The following is a 14727-nucleotide window of genomic DNA, read 5'->3' on the forward strand; positions in this document are numbered from 1 at the left end:
CTAGAGCTTGCTTTTGTTTAATTTTATTTTTTATGAGGCCAGATAGATGGTTGTTCTTCCAATAACCATTTATGCTCATCTACGAATATTCGTTCAGTCCATGGTTTGTTATCTAAATGACGAATCATCCAACAAAAATACATTGCATAACCTGGTGCTGTCGATTGAGGATGGTCTAAGTTACCTGGTATAGTAATAAAACTATGATCCTCTATTCTGTAGGCCTCTTCGCCGATCATCGCACAACCAAATCCTTGTGGTCGGTCAAAGCGATAATAATAGACTTCCGGTTGTTGATGTACGTGTGGCGGATAGCTGGACCATTTTCCAGGATGGGAAATTACTTCACCTATCACAAGATTAGAGTATGGCGCGTTTGTGTAATCAAATATTGTTCGAATTGTTCGGAATGCTGTATCATTCCATACCTCCGCCCCTGCATCCTCACTTTGGCATTCCTCAGGTTTATAAAGGTACGCATCAAACTTCGATGTATTATCGGTTTTTTGTACAAGTACTTGACTGTCTTCGATAGCATTCACAATTACAATAGTATCTTTACTCACATGGAGACAATGGGGTTCTTCATCAAATAAACTTTGTCGTTTTACTGTTATTTGTTGCGTTTCCCATTGAAGTTCAACATGTGCTTCTAAAGGCAAAACAGCCATCTCGCATAATTCATCTTGCAATGTGACCGATTCCCCTGCTTTTAAAAGGTAAATACCAATATCCATCAAGGAATCTGGATCGGACCTTTCTGTTAAGGCGATGTATCCAAAATCCTGAGTTAATTTTTTATACATACTGAACCCTCCCGGCACTTCTGAACATATGGATATGCTTTTCCACATTTTCTGCAGAACCATCAATTAAAGCATTATGTAACTCGTAATAGTCTTGCATTGGTTCGAGTTCCTTTACTTTTTGTAAGGCTGCATGAAATGTGGATGTTGCTACATTAACTTTTGCAACACCTTGTGTAATTGCTACATGAAAATCTTGCTCCGTCAATCCTGAACCACCATGTAGTACAAATGGATACTGCAAAGCCTGTTGCAATACTTCCAAATGGTCAAAACGAATTTGTGTAGTACTTTTATAAAAGCCGTGACTATTGCCGATTGCAACAGCTAGTACATCTACATCTACTTGGTTAAGAAACAGCTTCGCTTCATGAAGAGCCGTCAATTGTGCTTCAATATCTTCCGTACCATCTTCTGAACCGCCCACTTTTCCAATCTCCGCTTCAAATGATGCTGAATATTGGCGGGCCATTCGAGAAATTTTTTGTGACTTGGCGATATTCTCTTCAATAGGAAACATTGAGCCGTCAAACATTACGGAAGTAAAGCCTAAATCCAATGCCTGCTTTATTACAGGCTCAGATAATCCATGATCAAGGTGAACCGCTACCGGTACAGCTGCCTCTTTCGCTGCTTGTACCATGGCAGGTCCTATAATATGAAGAGGTGTTTGCTTTAACCGCACTTCTGCTATTTGCAGAATAATTGGGGCATTAGTACGCTCTGCCGCCTGAATGGCACCATTAATCATTTCTGTAGAGGCAACACTAAATGCGCCAATTGCATAGCCATTTTGATAAGCCTTGTCTGTAAGCTCTTTTACTGTTACAAGTGTCATCTATTCCTCACCTACCATCCTGCATGTTCATGAATAAACTGTCTTGCATTTTTAGCATAAATCAGCGGATTTGCCTTAGCCGGATCTTGTTCCGCCTCCACAATAATCCAGCCGGAATAATCGCTTTGCTTAATCATTTCGAAAATCGGGGTAAAATCGATTTTTCCATCCCCGGGTATTGTGAAAACCCCTTCTTTTACTGCTGTCAAGAAGCTTAGTTGCTGTTGCTCCACCTGTACCAGTATTTCTTCACGTACATCTTTTAAATGAATATGAACAATCCGGTCCATATATTTGGTCAACACTTCATAAATGTTCTCTCGTGCAAAATACAAATGGCCGCAATCATAAAGTAGCGATACCTTTTGAGAATCTGAATGATCCATTAAGCGTGCTATATCCCTGTTTGTCTGAATACCTGTGCCCATGTGGGGATGATAGGCAATTTTCATGCCTTTCTCTGCAGCTAAATCTCCGAGCTTCTCCAATCCATCTATCAATAAGTTCCACTCTTTTTCTGTAAATACAGGCTGGCTTGCAGTGACTGCAATCGATGGATTTCCCTGAATGCTATTACCCTGCTCAGATACAACAATTACTTTGGCTCCCATCGCATGCAAAAAGTCTCGGTGTTCAATAAATGCCTGTGCCGAATCTTCATACGGCTTTGTTGTTAAATAGCTGCTAAACCAAGCGGCCGCAACTTGCAAATTTCGTGGTATTAAATAATGCCGCAATTCTTCCGGGTCACGCGGAAACTTATTGCCGACTTCACAACCTTTAAATCCGGCCAACGACATCTCGCTGATACATTGTTCAAATGTAATATGGCCGCCTAGCTCAGGTAAATCATCATTTGTCCAACCAATTGGCGCAATACCCAATTCAATCATCTACTACCCTCCTAATAACTTCTTGCCTTTAATTTCTGTTGCGCATTATTTTCGTAGGCTTGCTGAATACTTTCTGACTGTGCTACTTCAGCTACTCCAACATGCCACCATGCGTCATAGCCATCGGACATTGTTTTAGGCAGCACTTTTATATCAATCAATGTGCTGACATTGCTTTTTCTGCTTTCTGCTAGTGCACTTTCCAGCTGTTCCAATGTGTGTACCGTAAATGTTTTAGCCCCATAGCCTTCTGCAATTTTTGCATAATCAATCGCCATAACAGCCCCTTGATGATCATTTCCTTCACGGTAGCGAAACTCTGTTTTATAGCTCGGCATACCATTACCCATTTGTAGATTGTTAATACAGCCAAATCCGGCATTATCAAACAGTAAAATATTGATTTTTTTCTGTTCCTGCAGGGAAGTTACAAATTCTGAATGTAACATTTGAAAACTGCCATCTCCAACCATTGCATATACTTCCTGTTCAGGGCTGGAAATTTTCGCACCAAGTGCAGCCGCCACTTCATACCCCATACAAGAATAGCCGTATTCCATATGATACGTATTCGGGACATTTGTTTTCCATAAACGTTGCATGTCTCCAGGTAAACTTCCGGCTGCGCCCACGACAATCGCGTCTTTATCTACTTTTTCATTGATCAGCATAAAAGCACTCGTCTGAGTCATAGTTGTCTGCAGTGTATCGATATAATCCGGTACCTGTTCATCCAACTGACCGGCAATCTCTAGCTGTCCACCAATCTGATACGTCTGATTTTTTAAACGCTGCAGTTCTTGCTCCCATTGTTCCTTATACATATCAAGCTGATCATGCTGGGTGGTATATCCTTCTAGCAATTGCCCGAGCTTCTTGATTGCCAGTTTCGCATCCGCAATGACCGGAATTGCATCCAGTTTTTGCGCATGGAATGGTGAAGCATTAATCGCAATGAGTGGTGTTCGACCTACTAGTGATTTAGAGCCCGTTGTAAAATCGGTAAAGCGTGTACCGATTCCTATAATTAAATCCGCTTCTTTTGCAAGGGTATTGGCTACTCTGTTCCCTGTAACGCCGATTCCACCCACATTCAAACGTTCCGATGAGACAATGGCGCTTTTTCCAGCCTGTGTTTCAGCTACCGGGATTTGGTGCGCCTTTGCAAAAGCCAATAGTTCGTTACTAGCCTCTGCATACCGGACACCGCCCCCAGCAATGATTAGCGGTTTTTTGCTTTGACGGATCATTTCAGCGATTTGCTCCAATTGATGTTGCGCTGGTATGCGCTGGTCAATTACATGAACCCGTTTTTCAAAGAAGCTCGCCGGAAAATCCCATGCTTCTGCTTGTACATCCTGGGGTAAACAAATCGTTACTGCCCCTGTATTTTCAACCGATGTCAATACTCGAAACGCATTAATCATTGCCGACATCAGCTGCTCGGGACGTGTTACACGATCCCAGTATTTACTTACAGCGCGAAACGCATCGTTTGTTGAAATCGATAAATCGTATGTCTGTTCAATTTGCTGCAGGACCGGATCTGGCTGTCTTGTTGCAAAGACATCACCCGGTAAAAGCAATAACGGAATTTGATTTGCTGTCGCTGTTGCTGCAGCTGTCACCATGTTAGCCGCTCCCGGACCAACAGATGAAGTACATGCCATTATCTGTTTACGTAATGCCTGCTTTGCAAATCCTGTTGCCACATGCGCCATGCCCTGTTCATTACGACCTTGATAAACTACCAGTTCTCCCGGATTTTCAGCAAGTGCCTGGCCTAAGCCAAGCACATTGCCGTGTCCAAAAATCGTGAAAATACCATGTACGAAACGTTGCTCTTTTTGTTCAAAAGAAATATACTGTGCGTTCAAAAATTTGACGACCGCTTGTGCAGTGGTTAAACGAATTGTTTCCATTTATCTTCACCTCGTTAATCTATAAATCTTGCTGTCACCATCTTTTTACGTGTATAAAATTCTACGCCGTCTTTACCATTCGCATGTAAGTCTCCATAGAATGAATTTTTATATCCAGAGAACGGGAAGAATGCCATTGGTGCAGGTACACCTACATTGATTCCTAACATCCCTGCATCGATTTTTTCACGGAACTCACGAATAGCTAATGCACTATTTGTATATAAGCAAGCTCCATTGGCTAATGTACTCGCATTCGCTACTTCAATTGCATGAGCCAGGTCTTTTACTCGAACAATCGATAATACCGGGGCAAAGATTTCTTCTTTCCAAATGTCCATCTCTTGCCCAACATGATCAAAAATTGTTGGTCCCAAGAAGTAACCTTCTCCTGCCGCTTCTTTGTCTTCGCGTCCATCTCTGACAACTGTTGCACCTTGAGCGATACCTGATTCAATAAATCCAAGTGTACGTTCTTTAGCCTGCTCACGAATAATCGGTCCTAAAAACACACCGTCTTCGATTCCATTTCCAATTTTAATCGTATCTGCTTTTTCTTTTAATTTCGCTACAAATTCATCCGCAATACTTTCTTCTACCGCAACAACCGCGGCTGCCATACAACGTTCACCTGCAGAACCGAATGCAGCATTTGTAATTTCATTTGCTGCGAAGTCCAGATTTGCATCCTTTAATACTACGGAGTGATTCTTAGCACCTGCCAAAGCTTGTACGCGTTTCAAGTTTGCCGCTCCAGTTTTGTATACATATTCAGCAACCGGCTGAGATCCCACAAATGAAATCGCTTTTACTGATTTATGTTCCAGTAAACCGTTCACCACATCGTGCGCACCGTTTAAAATTGTGAAAACACCGTCTGGTAATCCTGCTTCTTTTAACAGTTCCGCTAAACGGCTTGCTAATAATGGTGTACGCTCCGAAGGTTTTAAAACGAATGTATTACCGCAAGCAATTGCTAATGGAAACATCCAGCAAGGAACCATCATCGGGAAATTGAATGGTGTAATTCCACCGACAACTCCGATTGGATAGCGGTACATACCCGATTCAATATTAGAGGCGATATCCGGTAATTGTGATCCCATCATTAATGTTGGGGCTCCAGCCGCAAACTCAACACATTCAATTCCGCGCTGTACTTCACCGTAAGCTTCAGAATACGATTTACCGTTTTCCAATGTTACTAGCTTCGCTAACTCTTCCCAGTTTTCCACTAATAATTGCTGATATTTAAATAATATACGCGCACGTTTTGGTACCGGTGTTCTTGACCAGTCTCCAAATGCGATTTCTGCTGTTGAAACAGCGAGTTCGACATCCTCTTTTGAAGAAAGTGCTACACGGGCAATTACTTCTCCTGTCGCTGGATTGAATACATCTTCGTAACGATCACTTTTTGGCGCAACCCACTCACCATTAATATAGTTACCGATTTGTTGAATATTCTGTGAAATTTGCATGTAAATACCCCCTAGTTTTATTTGATATACGTTCCTTGCATAATTTTACTTTCCAATTCCTCTAATGTCGGCATTGCATCAGAGCAGCTATGTTTTGAAATTACAATTGAAGCTGAAGCACTTCCATATTTCATGCTGTCCTCCAACGAACCACCTTGTAAATACTGGTACAGAAATGCCGAAGCATAAGAATCTCCTGCCCCGAATGTCTTTAATACAGCTGTCTCATAAATGCCACTTTGTACTTTCTCTCCCTCTTTGCTATAAGCAATGGAGCCTTTACCGCCATGCTTAATAATGACAACATCCGCACTATAATCAAACCACTTCTGTGCTGTCACTTCATCCTCATGACTTTCCTGCAATAAAGCTTCCATCATATCGAATTCTTCACGTGTCCCTATAATTAAATGGCATTTTTCAGCTACTAAATTATAATAAACAGCTGTTTCTCTATCAGATTCCCAAGTATATGGGCGGTAGTCTAAATCAAAGACAACTTTCGTATCATATTTTTTCGCATAATCCAGTGCTACAAAGACTGCTTCACGGGAAGGACTTTTTGCCAACGCTGTACCCGATACAAGTAACCACTTGCTTTGCGCAATTAGCTCTTCATTTACTTCTGATGAATTTAAAAGTAAATCTGCCACATTGTCACGGTACATTAAAATACTGCATTCGCTTGGACTAATAATTTCCGTAAAAGCAAGGCCGGTTACAGCACCTGTGTGATCGGTCACAATACCTTTTGTATCAATGCCTTCTTCAACAAAGTACTGATGTATGAAGCGTCCCATTTGATCATTTGCTAATTTACCTATAAAACCTACATTCATTCCTAATCTTGCTAACCCAATAGCAATATTAGCCGGTGAACCACCTACATATTTTGTAAATGTCATCGTCTGTTCCATCGGTCTATGAATCTCATTGGCATTCAGATCTATGCATGCCCGACCGATTGCCACAAGATCAGTTGTTTTATTTATTCGTAACATGCTCTTCACTTCCTCTCAAAGAAACCGCTTTCCCAAACTGTAAAGAATCTTTGCAAGCCTCGGCAATAAGTTCGGCTGCATACCCATCCTGTCCACTGCAAACAACAGGAAGCCCCATCATAATTGTTCTGTAAAATTCCAGCATTTCATCAATATAGGCTTGTGAATAACGTTCCAAAAAGAAATGATATGGTTTTTCCGCTTCGATGCCATTTGCCGTTAGCTTTGTTACATTATTTGGACGGTTATTTTCCACGTTCAGTGCTCCATCCGCCCCAAAAACTTCTAACCGCTGATCGTATCCATAGGCAGATTTCCGACTGTTTTCAATGATGCCAATTGCACCATTTTCAAACGTCAACAGCACCATTGCAGTATCAATATCACCGCATTCCGCAATTTGCTCATCAATCAAAGTAGTACCTTTAACAAATACTTCAACAATTTCAGATTGAACGATATAACGTGCCATATCAAAATCATGAATCATCATATCCATAAACAGTCCACCTGAAGTCTTAATATAATCAATCGGTGGTGGATGAGGATCACGAGAAGTAATTCTTAAAGTATGCACTCGACCGATTTCGCCACGTTCAACTTTTTCTCTTACCGTTCTAAAGTTCTGATCAAAACGTCGATTAAACCCTACTTGTAATATAACCCCTTGCTCTTCTACCACTTGTAAAGCTTCCTTTGTTTCCTGCGCAGAAAAGCTAATTGGCTTTTCACAAAAGATATGCTTTTTTGCCATTGCCGCCTGTTTAATCAGGTCGGCATGTGTAGAAGTTGGGCTGCAAATCAGTACCGCATCAATCTCTGGATCATTAATAATATCTAATGGATTATCCGTGACCATATCAATCTCATTAGCCTTTGCCCACTGACTAATCAAGTTTTTCTGAACATCGGCGATCGCCTTTATTCGGATGTCGGGAATACGCTTTAAATTGTTAACATGCAACTGCCCTATTCTACCCGCTCCAATAACTCCCACTGTTATCATACTGTTTTAACCTCCAGTTTTTTCACCGTAGCACGTTCAATTAATTTAGGTTCAAAATAAGTTAACTGAAAAGGTGATGTAATCTTTTCTTCAATTGTATCTATCAAGGATTCAACCGCTAAACGTCCCATGGCGTTGACTGGCTGAGCGATGGTTGTCAGCTGCGGGTGATAAAGCTGCGCAAAAATTGTGTTGTCAAAGCCGATAACCGAGAGATCCTCAGGAACACGGATGCCCATTTGCTGCGCAATGTTCATTAAGATAACTGCCACAATATCCGTTGTAACAAATATTGCCGAAGGAAGGTTATCCTGCTTTAACAATTGCTTTACCATTTCGATTGCGTCTTCGTATTCTGTATCCGAATGATAGATTACAGAATCATCCAGTTCATGTCCCTTTTGAGCGAAATAAGCTCTAAAACCGGCAATCCTTTGTTGCTCACTATATCTGCTCTGCTCACCTATAATCCAAATATGACGGTGTCCATTTTCATATAAATAAGCAGCTGCCTTTTGACCGCCTTTATAATTGTCTGTTGAAATACTGAGCATCCTTTCAGAATCATTAAAAGCTGAAAACTTTACAATCGGTACATTTCTTACATTTAATTCCATTAATATTTCATTAGAAATCTGTTCAGTAGCAATAATCATGCCGTCTACTTGTTGTCGCATGAAAAGTTGAATATTCTGAACTTCAAGTTCGATATTATTGTACGTACTGCAAACCATCATTGTATAGCCTGACTCATGTGCATATTTTTCAATAATGCGTGTAACTTCTCCAAAGAACGGATTCGCTATATTTGGCACGATAATGCCTAATGTATAGGTTCTCTTGCTTGTTAAGGCAGAAGCAATTGTACTAGGCTGGTAATTCAGCCTCCTCATCACTTCATTCACATGCTTAATTGTTTTCTCACTAATCCGGCCGGTACCATTTACTACTTTAGAAACAGTGGCGATTGAAACACCCGCCTCTTTTGCTACGTCATAAATTGTACTTCCCATAGCCAACACACCCTTTGCTTACTTTGAAATTGATTTTAAGAAGTCCATAAATTCCTGGGCTGAATCTGCTGTTACAATTTCAATCCCTGAATCAATACGCTCCTCAACCTTTTCACCGTTGATTGCTTTTATTGCATTTGAGACGCCTTCATATCCCATATTGTATGGACTTTGAGCGACTGTACCTGTTAAGCCGCCATCTAATATTGATTGTACCGCTTCTTCCGTTCCATCGGTACCAAAGATCTTCACATCAAGTTTTTTTGCTTGCACAGCACGTAAAACGCCTAATGCCATGTCATCATTTGCCGAAAATACAGCTTTGATATCACCATGTTTTTCAAGGATATTTTCCATTACGGACATTGCTTCTGATTTATCAGAGTTTGCAGGTTGCTCCGCTACAATCTCCATACCGGCTTCTTGTAATGCCTCTTTAGCACCTTTAATGCGGTCATCTGTGGAAGGATTCCCTAACGCACCTGAAATCAATGCCACTTTGTCTCCTTTTGTCAGCATTGCTGCCAATGCAGTTCCGCCTTCAAATCCTGCAGTATAATTATCTGTTCCGATAAATGTAACCTTACCCTCAAAATCAGCATCTGTATCAATTAATAATACCGGAATATCATTTCTTGAAGCATCTTTTACCACATTAATAATTGTATCCGGCTGTGTGGGAGATAATAAAATGGCACTTGGATTTTGACTGATTTGGTCTTCCAGCATGTTTACTTGTTCCAATACCTCAGCTTCAGAAGATGGACCTACTACAGTTACATCCACACCCAATTCCTGACCGGCTTTTTTTGCACCAGCCTCAACATATTTCCAATAAGGACTTGATAATGTTTTCAAAACTACTGCAACACTGGCATCCGAACTTGAACCTGAAGCTCCTTGAACTTCACCTGATGTTTCATCTGACCCACAAGCTGTCAGTACACCGACAACCAATACGATAAGTAATAACCAATTGAATTTCTTCATAATAGCACTCCCTTTTTTAAGATGATTTTGATTTGCGTTGACGAAGTACATCAACAAATACTGCAGCGATGATTACAATACCGATAACAGCCATCTGGAAATCCGCGGATACATTCAGTAAATTTAAACCGTTCCGTAATACTGCAATGATAAATACCCCTACTAATGTGCCCCATACCGTTCCGACACCGCCGAAGAAACTTGCTCCTCCAATAATTACAGCTGCAATGGCATCCAACTCATAGCCCGATCCAGCTAATGGAAAGGCGGAATTGACACGTCCTACCATCATTAATCCGGCTAATCCTGCCATTAAACCGCTTAATGTATAAACAATAATTAACACCCGGTCTACGTTAATTCCTGAAAGTCTTGCCGCTTCTTTGTTGCCTCCGATTGCATAAATGTATCGTCCGGTTTGTGATCTTGTTAAGAACACATGGAACAGACAATAGAAAATTATTACTACTACAAAACTCACTGGGATTGGCCCCACATATTCACTGCCGAAGTACTGAATTAAAAACGGGAAACCTGCAATTGGTGCTGCTCCGGTAATAATTAATGCAAGTCCTCTAGCAATATTCATCGTTCCCAGCGTTGAGATGAACGGGTGTGGCAGACGCAGCTTCGTTAACAGCACACCATTTAAAAGTCCAAACCCAGCACCAACAAGTAAACAAACTAGAATCCCTAAAATAGGATGCATCCCCATCGTGACTGAAACTAATCCCATCGACATAATCGAAATAGCCAAGATAGAGCCGACAGACAAGTCGATTCCTGCCGTTAAAATCGGCAGCAGCATTCCTAGTGCAAGTAATGCATTTACAGTTGACTGTCTCGCAATATTCATTAAGTTATTTACTGTTAAAAATTTATCCGACAATGTTGTTAGGACAATCATTAAAAGAATGAGCGCCAGTAAAGATCCAAATTTACCTAATAAACCTTTGTAATTAAACCTGCTTTTCTCAGCTTCAACACTAATTTCCCCGCCTATTTCCGTTAGTTTTTCCATTACAGTTTCCCCCTTTATAAGCCGATTGTAGCCGCTTTCATTATTTGTTCTTGCGTAGCTTCTGCGATTGGTAAATCCGCTGTAATCTTTCCTGTATTCATTACCAGTACACGGTCACACATTCCAAGGATTTCAGGCAGATCCGATGAAATCATGATTACGATCTTGCCCTCATCGACCAATGTATTCATCAGACGATATACTTCAACTTTTGCCCCAACATCAATTCCCCTTGTCGGTTCATCAAAAATAAATATATCGGCATTTGTACAAAGCCACTTGGCGATAACAACCTTCTGCTGATTCCCACCACTGAAATGTCGGGCATTCAACTCAATGTTATTCGGCCTCACCTGCAAATCCTGGATATAGTTGTTTGCCTGTTCTTTCATTGCCTTTAAATCCAATAACCTTGATTTGCCTGTAAACTTCTTCATATTTGCCAGACAGACATTTAAATCCAGCGGCAAGTCGAGCAAAAGTCCTTCCGATTTTCTATCTTCAGTAATAAAGGCGATTCCCGCATCAATTGCCTGTCGAGGATTTTTAATTTTCTTTTCTTTTCCGTTAATCAATATTTTTCCGGTAACCCGTTTATCTGCACTAAATATAGCCCTTGCCAACTCAGTCCGGCCTGCTCCGACTAACCCCGAAATCCCGACAATTTCACCATAGTGAACATCCAGATTAATCGGTTCTTGACCTGCTTCCACAACAAAGTCCCTTAAACTGAAGCCAACTTCTCCGCGTTCAAAATCTTTCTTAGGGAACTTTTCATCCAATGAACGCCCTACCATTAGCTCAATCCATTCATCAGGTGTAGTAGTAGCCACTTCTACCGTGTCGATGGAGTTACCATCCCTTAAAATCGTAATCCGGTCTCCCAAACGCTGAATTTCTTCCAAACGGTGGGAAATAAAGATAATAGCAATCCCTTCATTTCTCAACTGATCAACAATTTTATAGAGCTGTTCGACTTCCCGACCACTTAAACTGGATGTCGGTTCGTCCATAATAATGAGTTTGGCCTCCAGAATAAGCGCTTTCGCAATTTCCACCAGTTGCTGCTGACCCATCCCTAAATTACCTAATGTTTCAGTTGCCAAAAGAGGATTTTGACCGAGTCGAACTAATAATTCCTTTGCTTTTTCAATCATCTGCTTGCGGTTAAGCAAACTGAATCTGCTGTTTTTCATTTCCCGTCCTAAGAAAATATTTTCATAGACTGTTAATTCCTCGATAACATTTAACTCCTGATAAATTGTTGCAATTCCGATATCCATTGCTTCAATTGGCGTGTTAATCTTTACCGGTTGCCCTTCCCAGTAAATTTCACCCTTATCCAATGAATAGGCCCCTGTCAAAATCTTTATCAGTGTTGATTTTCCCGCGCCATTTTCACCAAGTAATACATGTACTTCTGCAGGTTTCACATTAAAATCGACCCCTTTTAGAACATGATTATTCGAGAAGCTTTTGAATAGTTGCTTTACTTCTAATAATGATTGTTTCATCCTGTCACTCCTTTAAGCATTTGTTGGAATGAGCACCCCATTCTGTTTAAAAGACTGGGTCGCAGCATGAGCTACTTTTAATGCTCGAATACTATCACTCACAGTTGCCAATGAAGGTAATCCTTGTTCAATCGCATTTGCGAAAGCGCTTAACTCATTGACATAAGCGGATGTAAAGCGTTCCTGAAACACTGGAATAATTTCATGTCGGTTTCCGCTGCCTGTTAATATTTGAACATTGGACTTCCGGTTACTGCCGATTAACAGCGTCCCTTCTGTTCCGATTACTTCTGTTCTTACATCGTAGCCGTAAAATGCATTTCGGCTTCCTTCTAAATCTCCAATGTAACCGTTTTCAAATTTCAGAAAAGCCAACGCCTGATCCACATCTCCCGCCTGACTGAAATCCGGGTATTTTATAATACTGCCGAAAGCAGCAATCTCTGAAACGGTTGTCCCCATCAAGTAATGTGCCAGATCAATGTCATGTATCATCAGATCGATAAAAATTCCTCCACTGCGTTCTATAAAGGATAGAGGTGGAGCATATGGATCCCGGCTTATACTTTTAAAATAAATGGGCTGACCGATCGCTCCCTCATTTATCGCTCGCTTTGCCTCCATATAGTCAAAATCAAAGCGTCTCATAAAACCGATTTGGCAAAATCCATTAGTCTCAACCAGTACTTGTTCTATCTGCAAAGATTCCTCTAAATCGATGGTAAGCGGTTTCTCAACAAAAACAGCTTTACCTGCTTTTAAAGCACCTGTTACTAATTCAAAATGAGTTGTAGTAGATGAAACGATAACTACGGCTTGTATACTTTCATCTTCAAAAATATCTTCAGTGCGCTCTGTAAATTTAGGTATCCCGTATTTTATTGCGACCTCTTGAGCAATTTCCAACTTATTATCGCAGACCACTTTTAAGTTAAAATTCCTAATTTTCAGTAAATTTTCTACATGACTAATCCCTAACCTTCCTAGCCCGATTAATGCTACAGAAATCATTTCCTTCATTCCCCCATTGCAGTAAGTATTCGACTATTTAAAGACTCATGTGCTTTTTGTATATACTTCATATTTTGAATGGATGCTTCCAAATATTGTTTAGCAAGGTCCGGATTATTTATACAGCGTTCAAATTCTTCTATTTGACGTAAATATTGATCATCTTCAATTGTATGTTTTTCTATTAATTTACGATTTTCATCAAAAATCGTAATATGACCATTATGGTCGTAGGATAAATCAGGTCTAAAGCAGTGTTCCACCCGTATGCTGCCTTTTGTACCTATGATTTCATACATATCATAAAATGGCATATTCATAGAACAAACAAAAGTAGCCGTCACCCCATGCCGGTCAACCATCGTACATACACCCGTTAAGTCCACATCTTGTCCTTCAGTTTTAATATAGTGGATATGACTAGGCTGAAACTTTAAAATTTGTGTAATTACATGCATACAATAACAACCAACATCATTCAAAGCACCCCCGCCTAAATTAGCCTTTAAGCGAATATCATTTTCATCTTCAATCTGCCATGAAAAATGTGCCTTGATATGCTTTATATCCCCGAGCTCTCCTTTGTCTATAAATGCCTTAACAATATTATGCTGCGCATGATGCTGGTACATAAAAGCTTCTAAAACAACTTTTTCTGTTTCATGTTGGGCAGCGATTACTTCCTCTACTTGTTCAAGATTTACAGCTAAAGGTTTCTCCACCAATACATGTTTACCTGCCTCCAAAGCTTTTACAACATATTTGGCATGTAACTCATTTGGTAATGGGATGTAGATTGAATCCAGTTTTTCATCTGCTAATAGCTCTTCATACGAATCATAAGCTGTCTGAATTTGAAAACGTTCTACTTTAGTTATTGATTTAGAGGCAATGGCTGTTACTTTGGATGTCGGACTTTTTTTGATAGCAGGTACAACTTGTTCAAATGCAATATTGGCTGCACTTAAAATTCCCCATTTTAATTCCACCTATAGAAACCTCCTATGTAAATTTAGTTAAGCGCTTTCCTTATTGCTAATTGTAATTGTATGGATAGTCAATTTCAAGGATATTTTTGATTAATAGAGAATTTTCTGCTATTTCAACTACAACATAAATAATTTTTATTTTCCCTATATAATACTAACTGTCGCATATATTATATTAAAATTGAATAAGACAAATTTTTATGTTTTACCATTCAATAAATTCTTATCTTATATAACTGCAA

General features: G+C 40.1%; 13 protein-coding genes. All 13 read right to left on the reverse strand.

From position 1 onward, the window contains the following. Window positions 1-23: 23 nt before the first annotated feature. Window positions 24-806, reverse strand: coding sequence for a 5-deoxy-glucuronate isomerase (locus M3166_RS10745; RefSeq protein WP_251689818.1), 783 nt, complete (start codon window positions 804-806; stop codon window positions 24-26). Next, window positions 799-1644, reverse strand: a complete 846-nt coding sequence (locus tag M3166_RS10750; RefSeq protein WP_251689819.1) for a ketose-bisphosphate aldolase — start codon at window positions 1642-1644, stop codon at window positions 799-801. The genes M3166_RS10745 and M3166_RS10750 overlap by 8 nt, the downstream gene beginning before the upstream one ends. Window positions 1645-1655: 11 nt before the next feature. Continuing rightward, window positions 1656-2537, reverse strand: coding sequence for a myo-inosose-2 dehydratase (iolE, locus tag M3166_RS10755; protein WP_251689820.1), 882 nt, complete (start codon window positions 2535-2537; stop codon window positions 1656-1658). 11 nt (window positions 2538-2548) lie between these two features. Then, the gene (gene iolD / locus M3166_RS10760; protein ID WP_251689821.1) at window positions 2549-4459 is read right to left on the reverse strand and encodes a 3D-(3,5/4)-trihydroxycyclohexane-1,2-dione acylhydrolase (decyclizing); all 1911 of its coding nucleotides are present in this window, start codon (window positions 4457-4459) and stop codon (window positions 2549-2551) included. A gap of 14 nt (window positions 4460-4473) precedes the next feature. Next, window positions 4474-5940 carry a CoA-acylating methylmalonate-semialdehyde dehydrogenase gene (locus M3166_RS10765; RefSeq protein WP_251689822.1) on the reverse strand — a complete coding sequence of 489 codons (1467 nt, stop codon included), beginning with the start codon at window positions 5938-5940 and terminating at the stop codon, window positions 4474-4476. Between the two features lie 17 nt (window positions 5941-5957). Continuing rightward, the gene (gene iolC, locus M3166_RS10770; RefSeq protein ID WP_251689823.1) at window positions 5958-6941 is read right to left on the reverse strand and encodes a 5-dehydro-2-deoxygluconokinase; all 984 of its coding nucleotides are present in this window, start codon (window positions 6939-6941) and stop codon (window positions 5958-5960) included. Beyond that, window positions 6925-7947: an inositol 2-dehydrogenase gene (gene iolG / locus M3166_RS10775; protein ID WP_251689824.1), complete on the reverse strand. Its 1023-nt coding sequence runs from the start codon at window positions 7945-7947 to the stop codon at window positions 6925-6927. Before iolG ends, iolC begins: the two co-directional genes overlap by 17 nt. Beyond that, the gene (locus M3166_RS10780) at window positions 7944-8960 is read right to left on the reverse strand and encodes a LacI family DNA-binding transcriptional regulator (protein WP_251689825.1); all 1017 of its coding nucleotides are present in this window, start codon (window positions 8958-8960) and stop codon (window positions 7944-7946) included. Before M3166_RS10780 ends, iolG begins: the two co-directional genes overlap by 4 nt. Window positions 8961-8978: 18 nt before the next feature. Further along, window positions 8979-9950: a sugar ABC transporter substrate-binding protein gene (locus M3166_RS10785; protein ID WP_251689826.1), complete on the reverse strand. Its 972-nt coding sequence runs from the start codon at window positions 9948-9950 to the stop codon at window positions 8979-8981. 16 nt (window positions 9951-9966) lie between these two features. After that, window positions 9967-10857 carry an ABC transporter permease gene (locus M3166_RS10790; protein ID WP_251690049.1) on the reverse strand — a complete coding sequence of 297 codons (891 nt, stop codon included), beginning with the start codon at window positions 10855-10857 and terminating at the stop codon, window positions 9967-9969. A gap of 128 nt (window positions 10858-10985) precedes the next feature. Next, window positions 10986-12485: a sugar ABC transporter ATP-binding protein gene (locus M3166_RS10795; RefSeq protein WP_251689827.1), complete on the reverse strand. Its 1500-nt coding sequence runs from the start codon at window positions 12483-12485 to the stop codon at window positions 10986-10988. Window positions 12486-12497: 12 nt separating this feature from the next. Next, window positions 12498-13496: a Gfo/Idh/MocA family oxidoreductase gene (locus M3166_RS10800; protein WP_251689828.1), complete on the reverse strand. Its 999-nt coding sequence runs from the start codon at window positions 13494-13496 to the stop codon at window positions 12498-12500. A gap of 5 nt (window positions 13497-13501) precedes the next feature. Continuing rightward, on the reverse strand, window positions 13502-14485 hold the full coding sequence (locus tag M3166_RS10805) for a Gfo/Idh/MocA family protein (protein ID WP_251689829.1): 984 nt from the start codon (window positions 14483-14485) through the stop codon (window positions 13502-13504). Window positions 14486-14727 lie beyond the last annotated feature (242 nt).

Origin of the sequence: Solibacillus isronensis (genome assembly GCF_023715405.1) — a bacterium.
Lineage (GTDB): Bacteria > Bacillota > Bacilli > Bacillales_A > Planococcaceae > Solibacillus > Solibacillus isronensis_B.

Coding starts and splice junctions, on each gene's coding strand:
- M3166_RS10785 (WP_251689826.1), bottom strand. CDS start 9,950: ATGAAGAAATTCAATTGGTTATTACTTATCGTATTGGTTGTCGGTGTA.
- M3166_RS10790 (WP_251690049.1), bottom strand. CDS start 10,857: ATGATTGTCCTAACAACATTGTCGGATAAATTTTTAACAGTAAATAAC.
- M3166_RS10745 (WP_251689818.1), bottom strand. CDS start 806: ATGTATAAAAAATTAACTCAGGATTTTGGATACATCGCCTTAACAGAA.
- M3166_RS10765 (WP_251689822.1), bottom strand. CDS start 5,940: ATGCAAATTTCACAGAATATTCAACAAATCGGTAACTATATTAATGGT.
- M3166_RS10800 (WP_251689828.1), bottom strand. CDS start 13,496: ATGATTTCTGTAGCATTAATCGGGCTAGGAAGGTTAGGGATTAGTCAT.
- M3166_RS10750 (WP_251689819.1), bottom strand. CDS start 1,644: ATGACACTTGTAACAGTAAAAGAGCTTACAGACAAGGCTTATCAAAAT.
- iolD (WP_251689821.1), bottom strand. CDS start 4,459: ATGGAAACAATTCGTTTAACCACTGCACAAGCGGTCGTCAAATTTTTG.
- iolG (WP_251689824.1), bottom strand. CDS start 7,947: ATGATAACAGTGGGAGTTATTGGAGCGGGTAGAATAGGGCAGTTGCAT.
- iolC (WP_251689823.1), bottom strand. CDS start 6,941: ATGTTACGAATAAATAAAACAACTGATCTTGTGGCAATCGGTCGGGCA.
- iolE (WP_251689820.1), bottom strand. CDS start 2,537: ATGATTGAATTGGGTATTGCGCCAATTGGTTGGACAAATGATGATTTA.
- M3166_RS10795 (WP_251689827.1), bottom strand. CDS start 12,485: ATGAAACAATCATTATTAGAAGTAAAGCAACTATTCAAAAGCTTCTCG.
- M3166_RS10780 (WP_251689825.1), bottom strand. CDS start 8,960: ATGGGAAGTACAATTTATGACGTAGCAAAAGAGGCGGGTGTTTCAATC.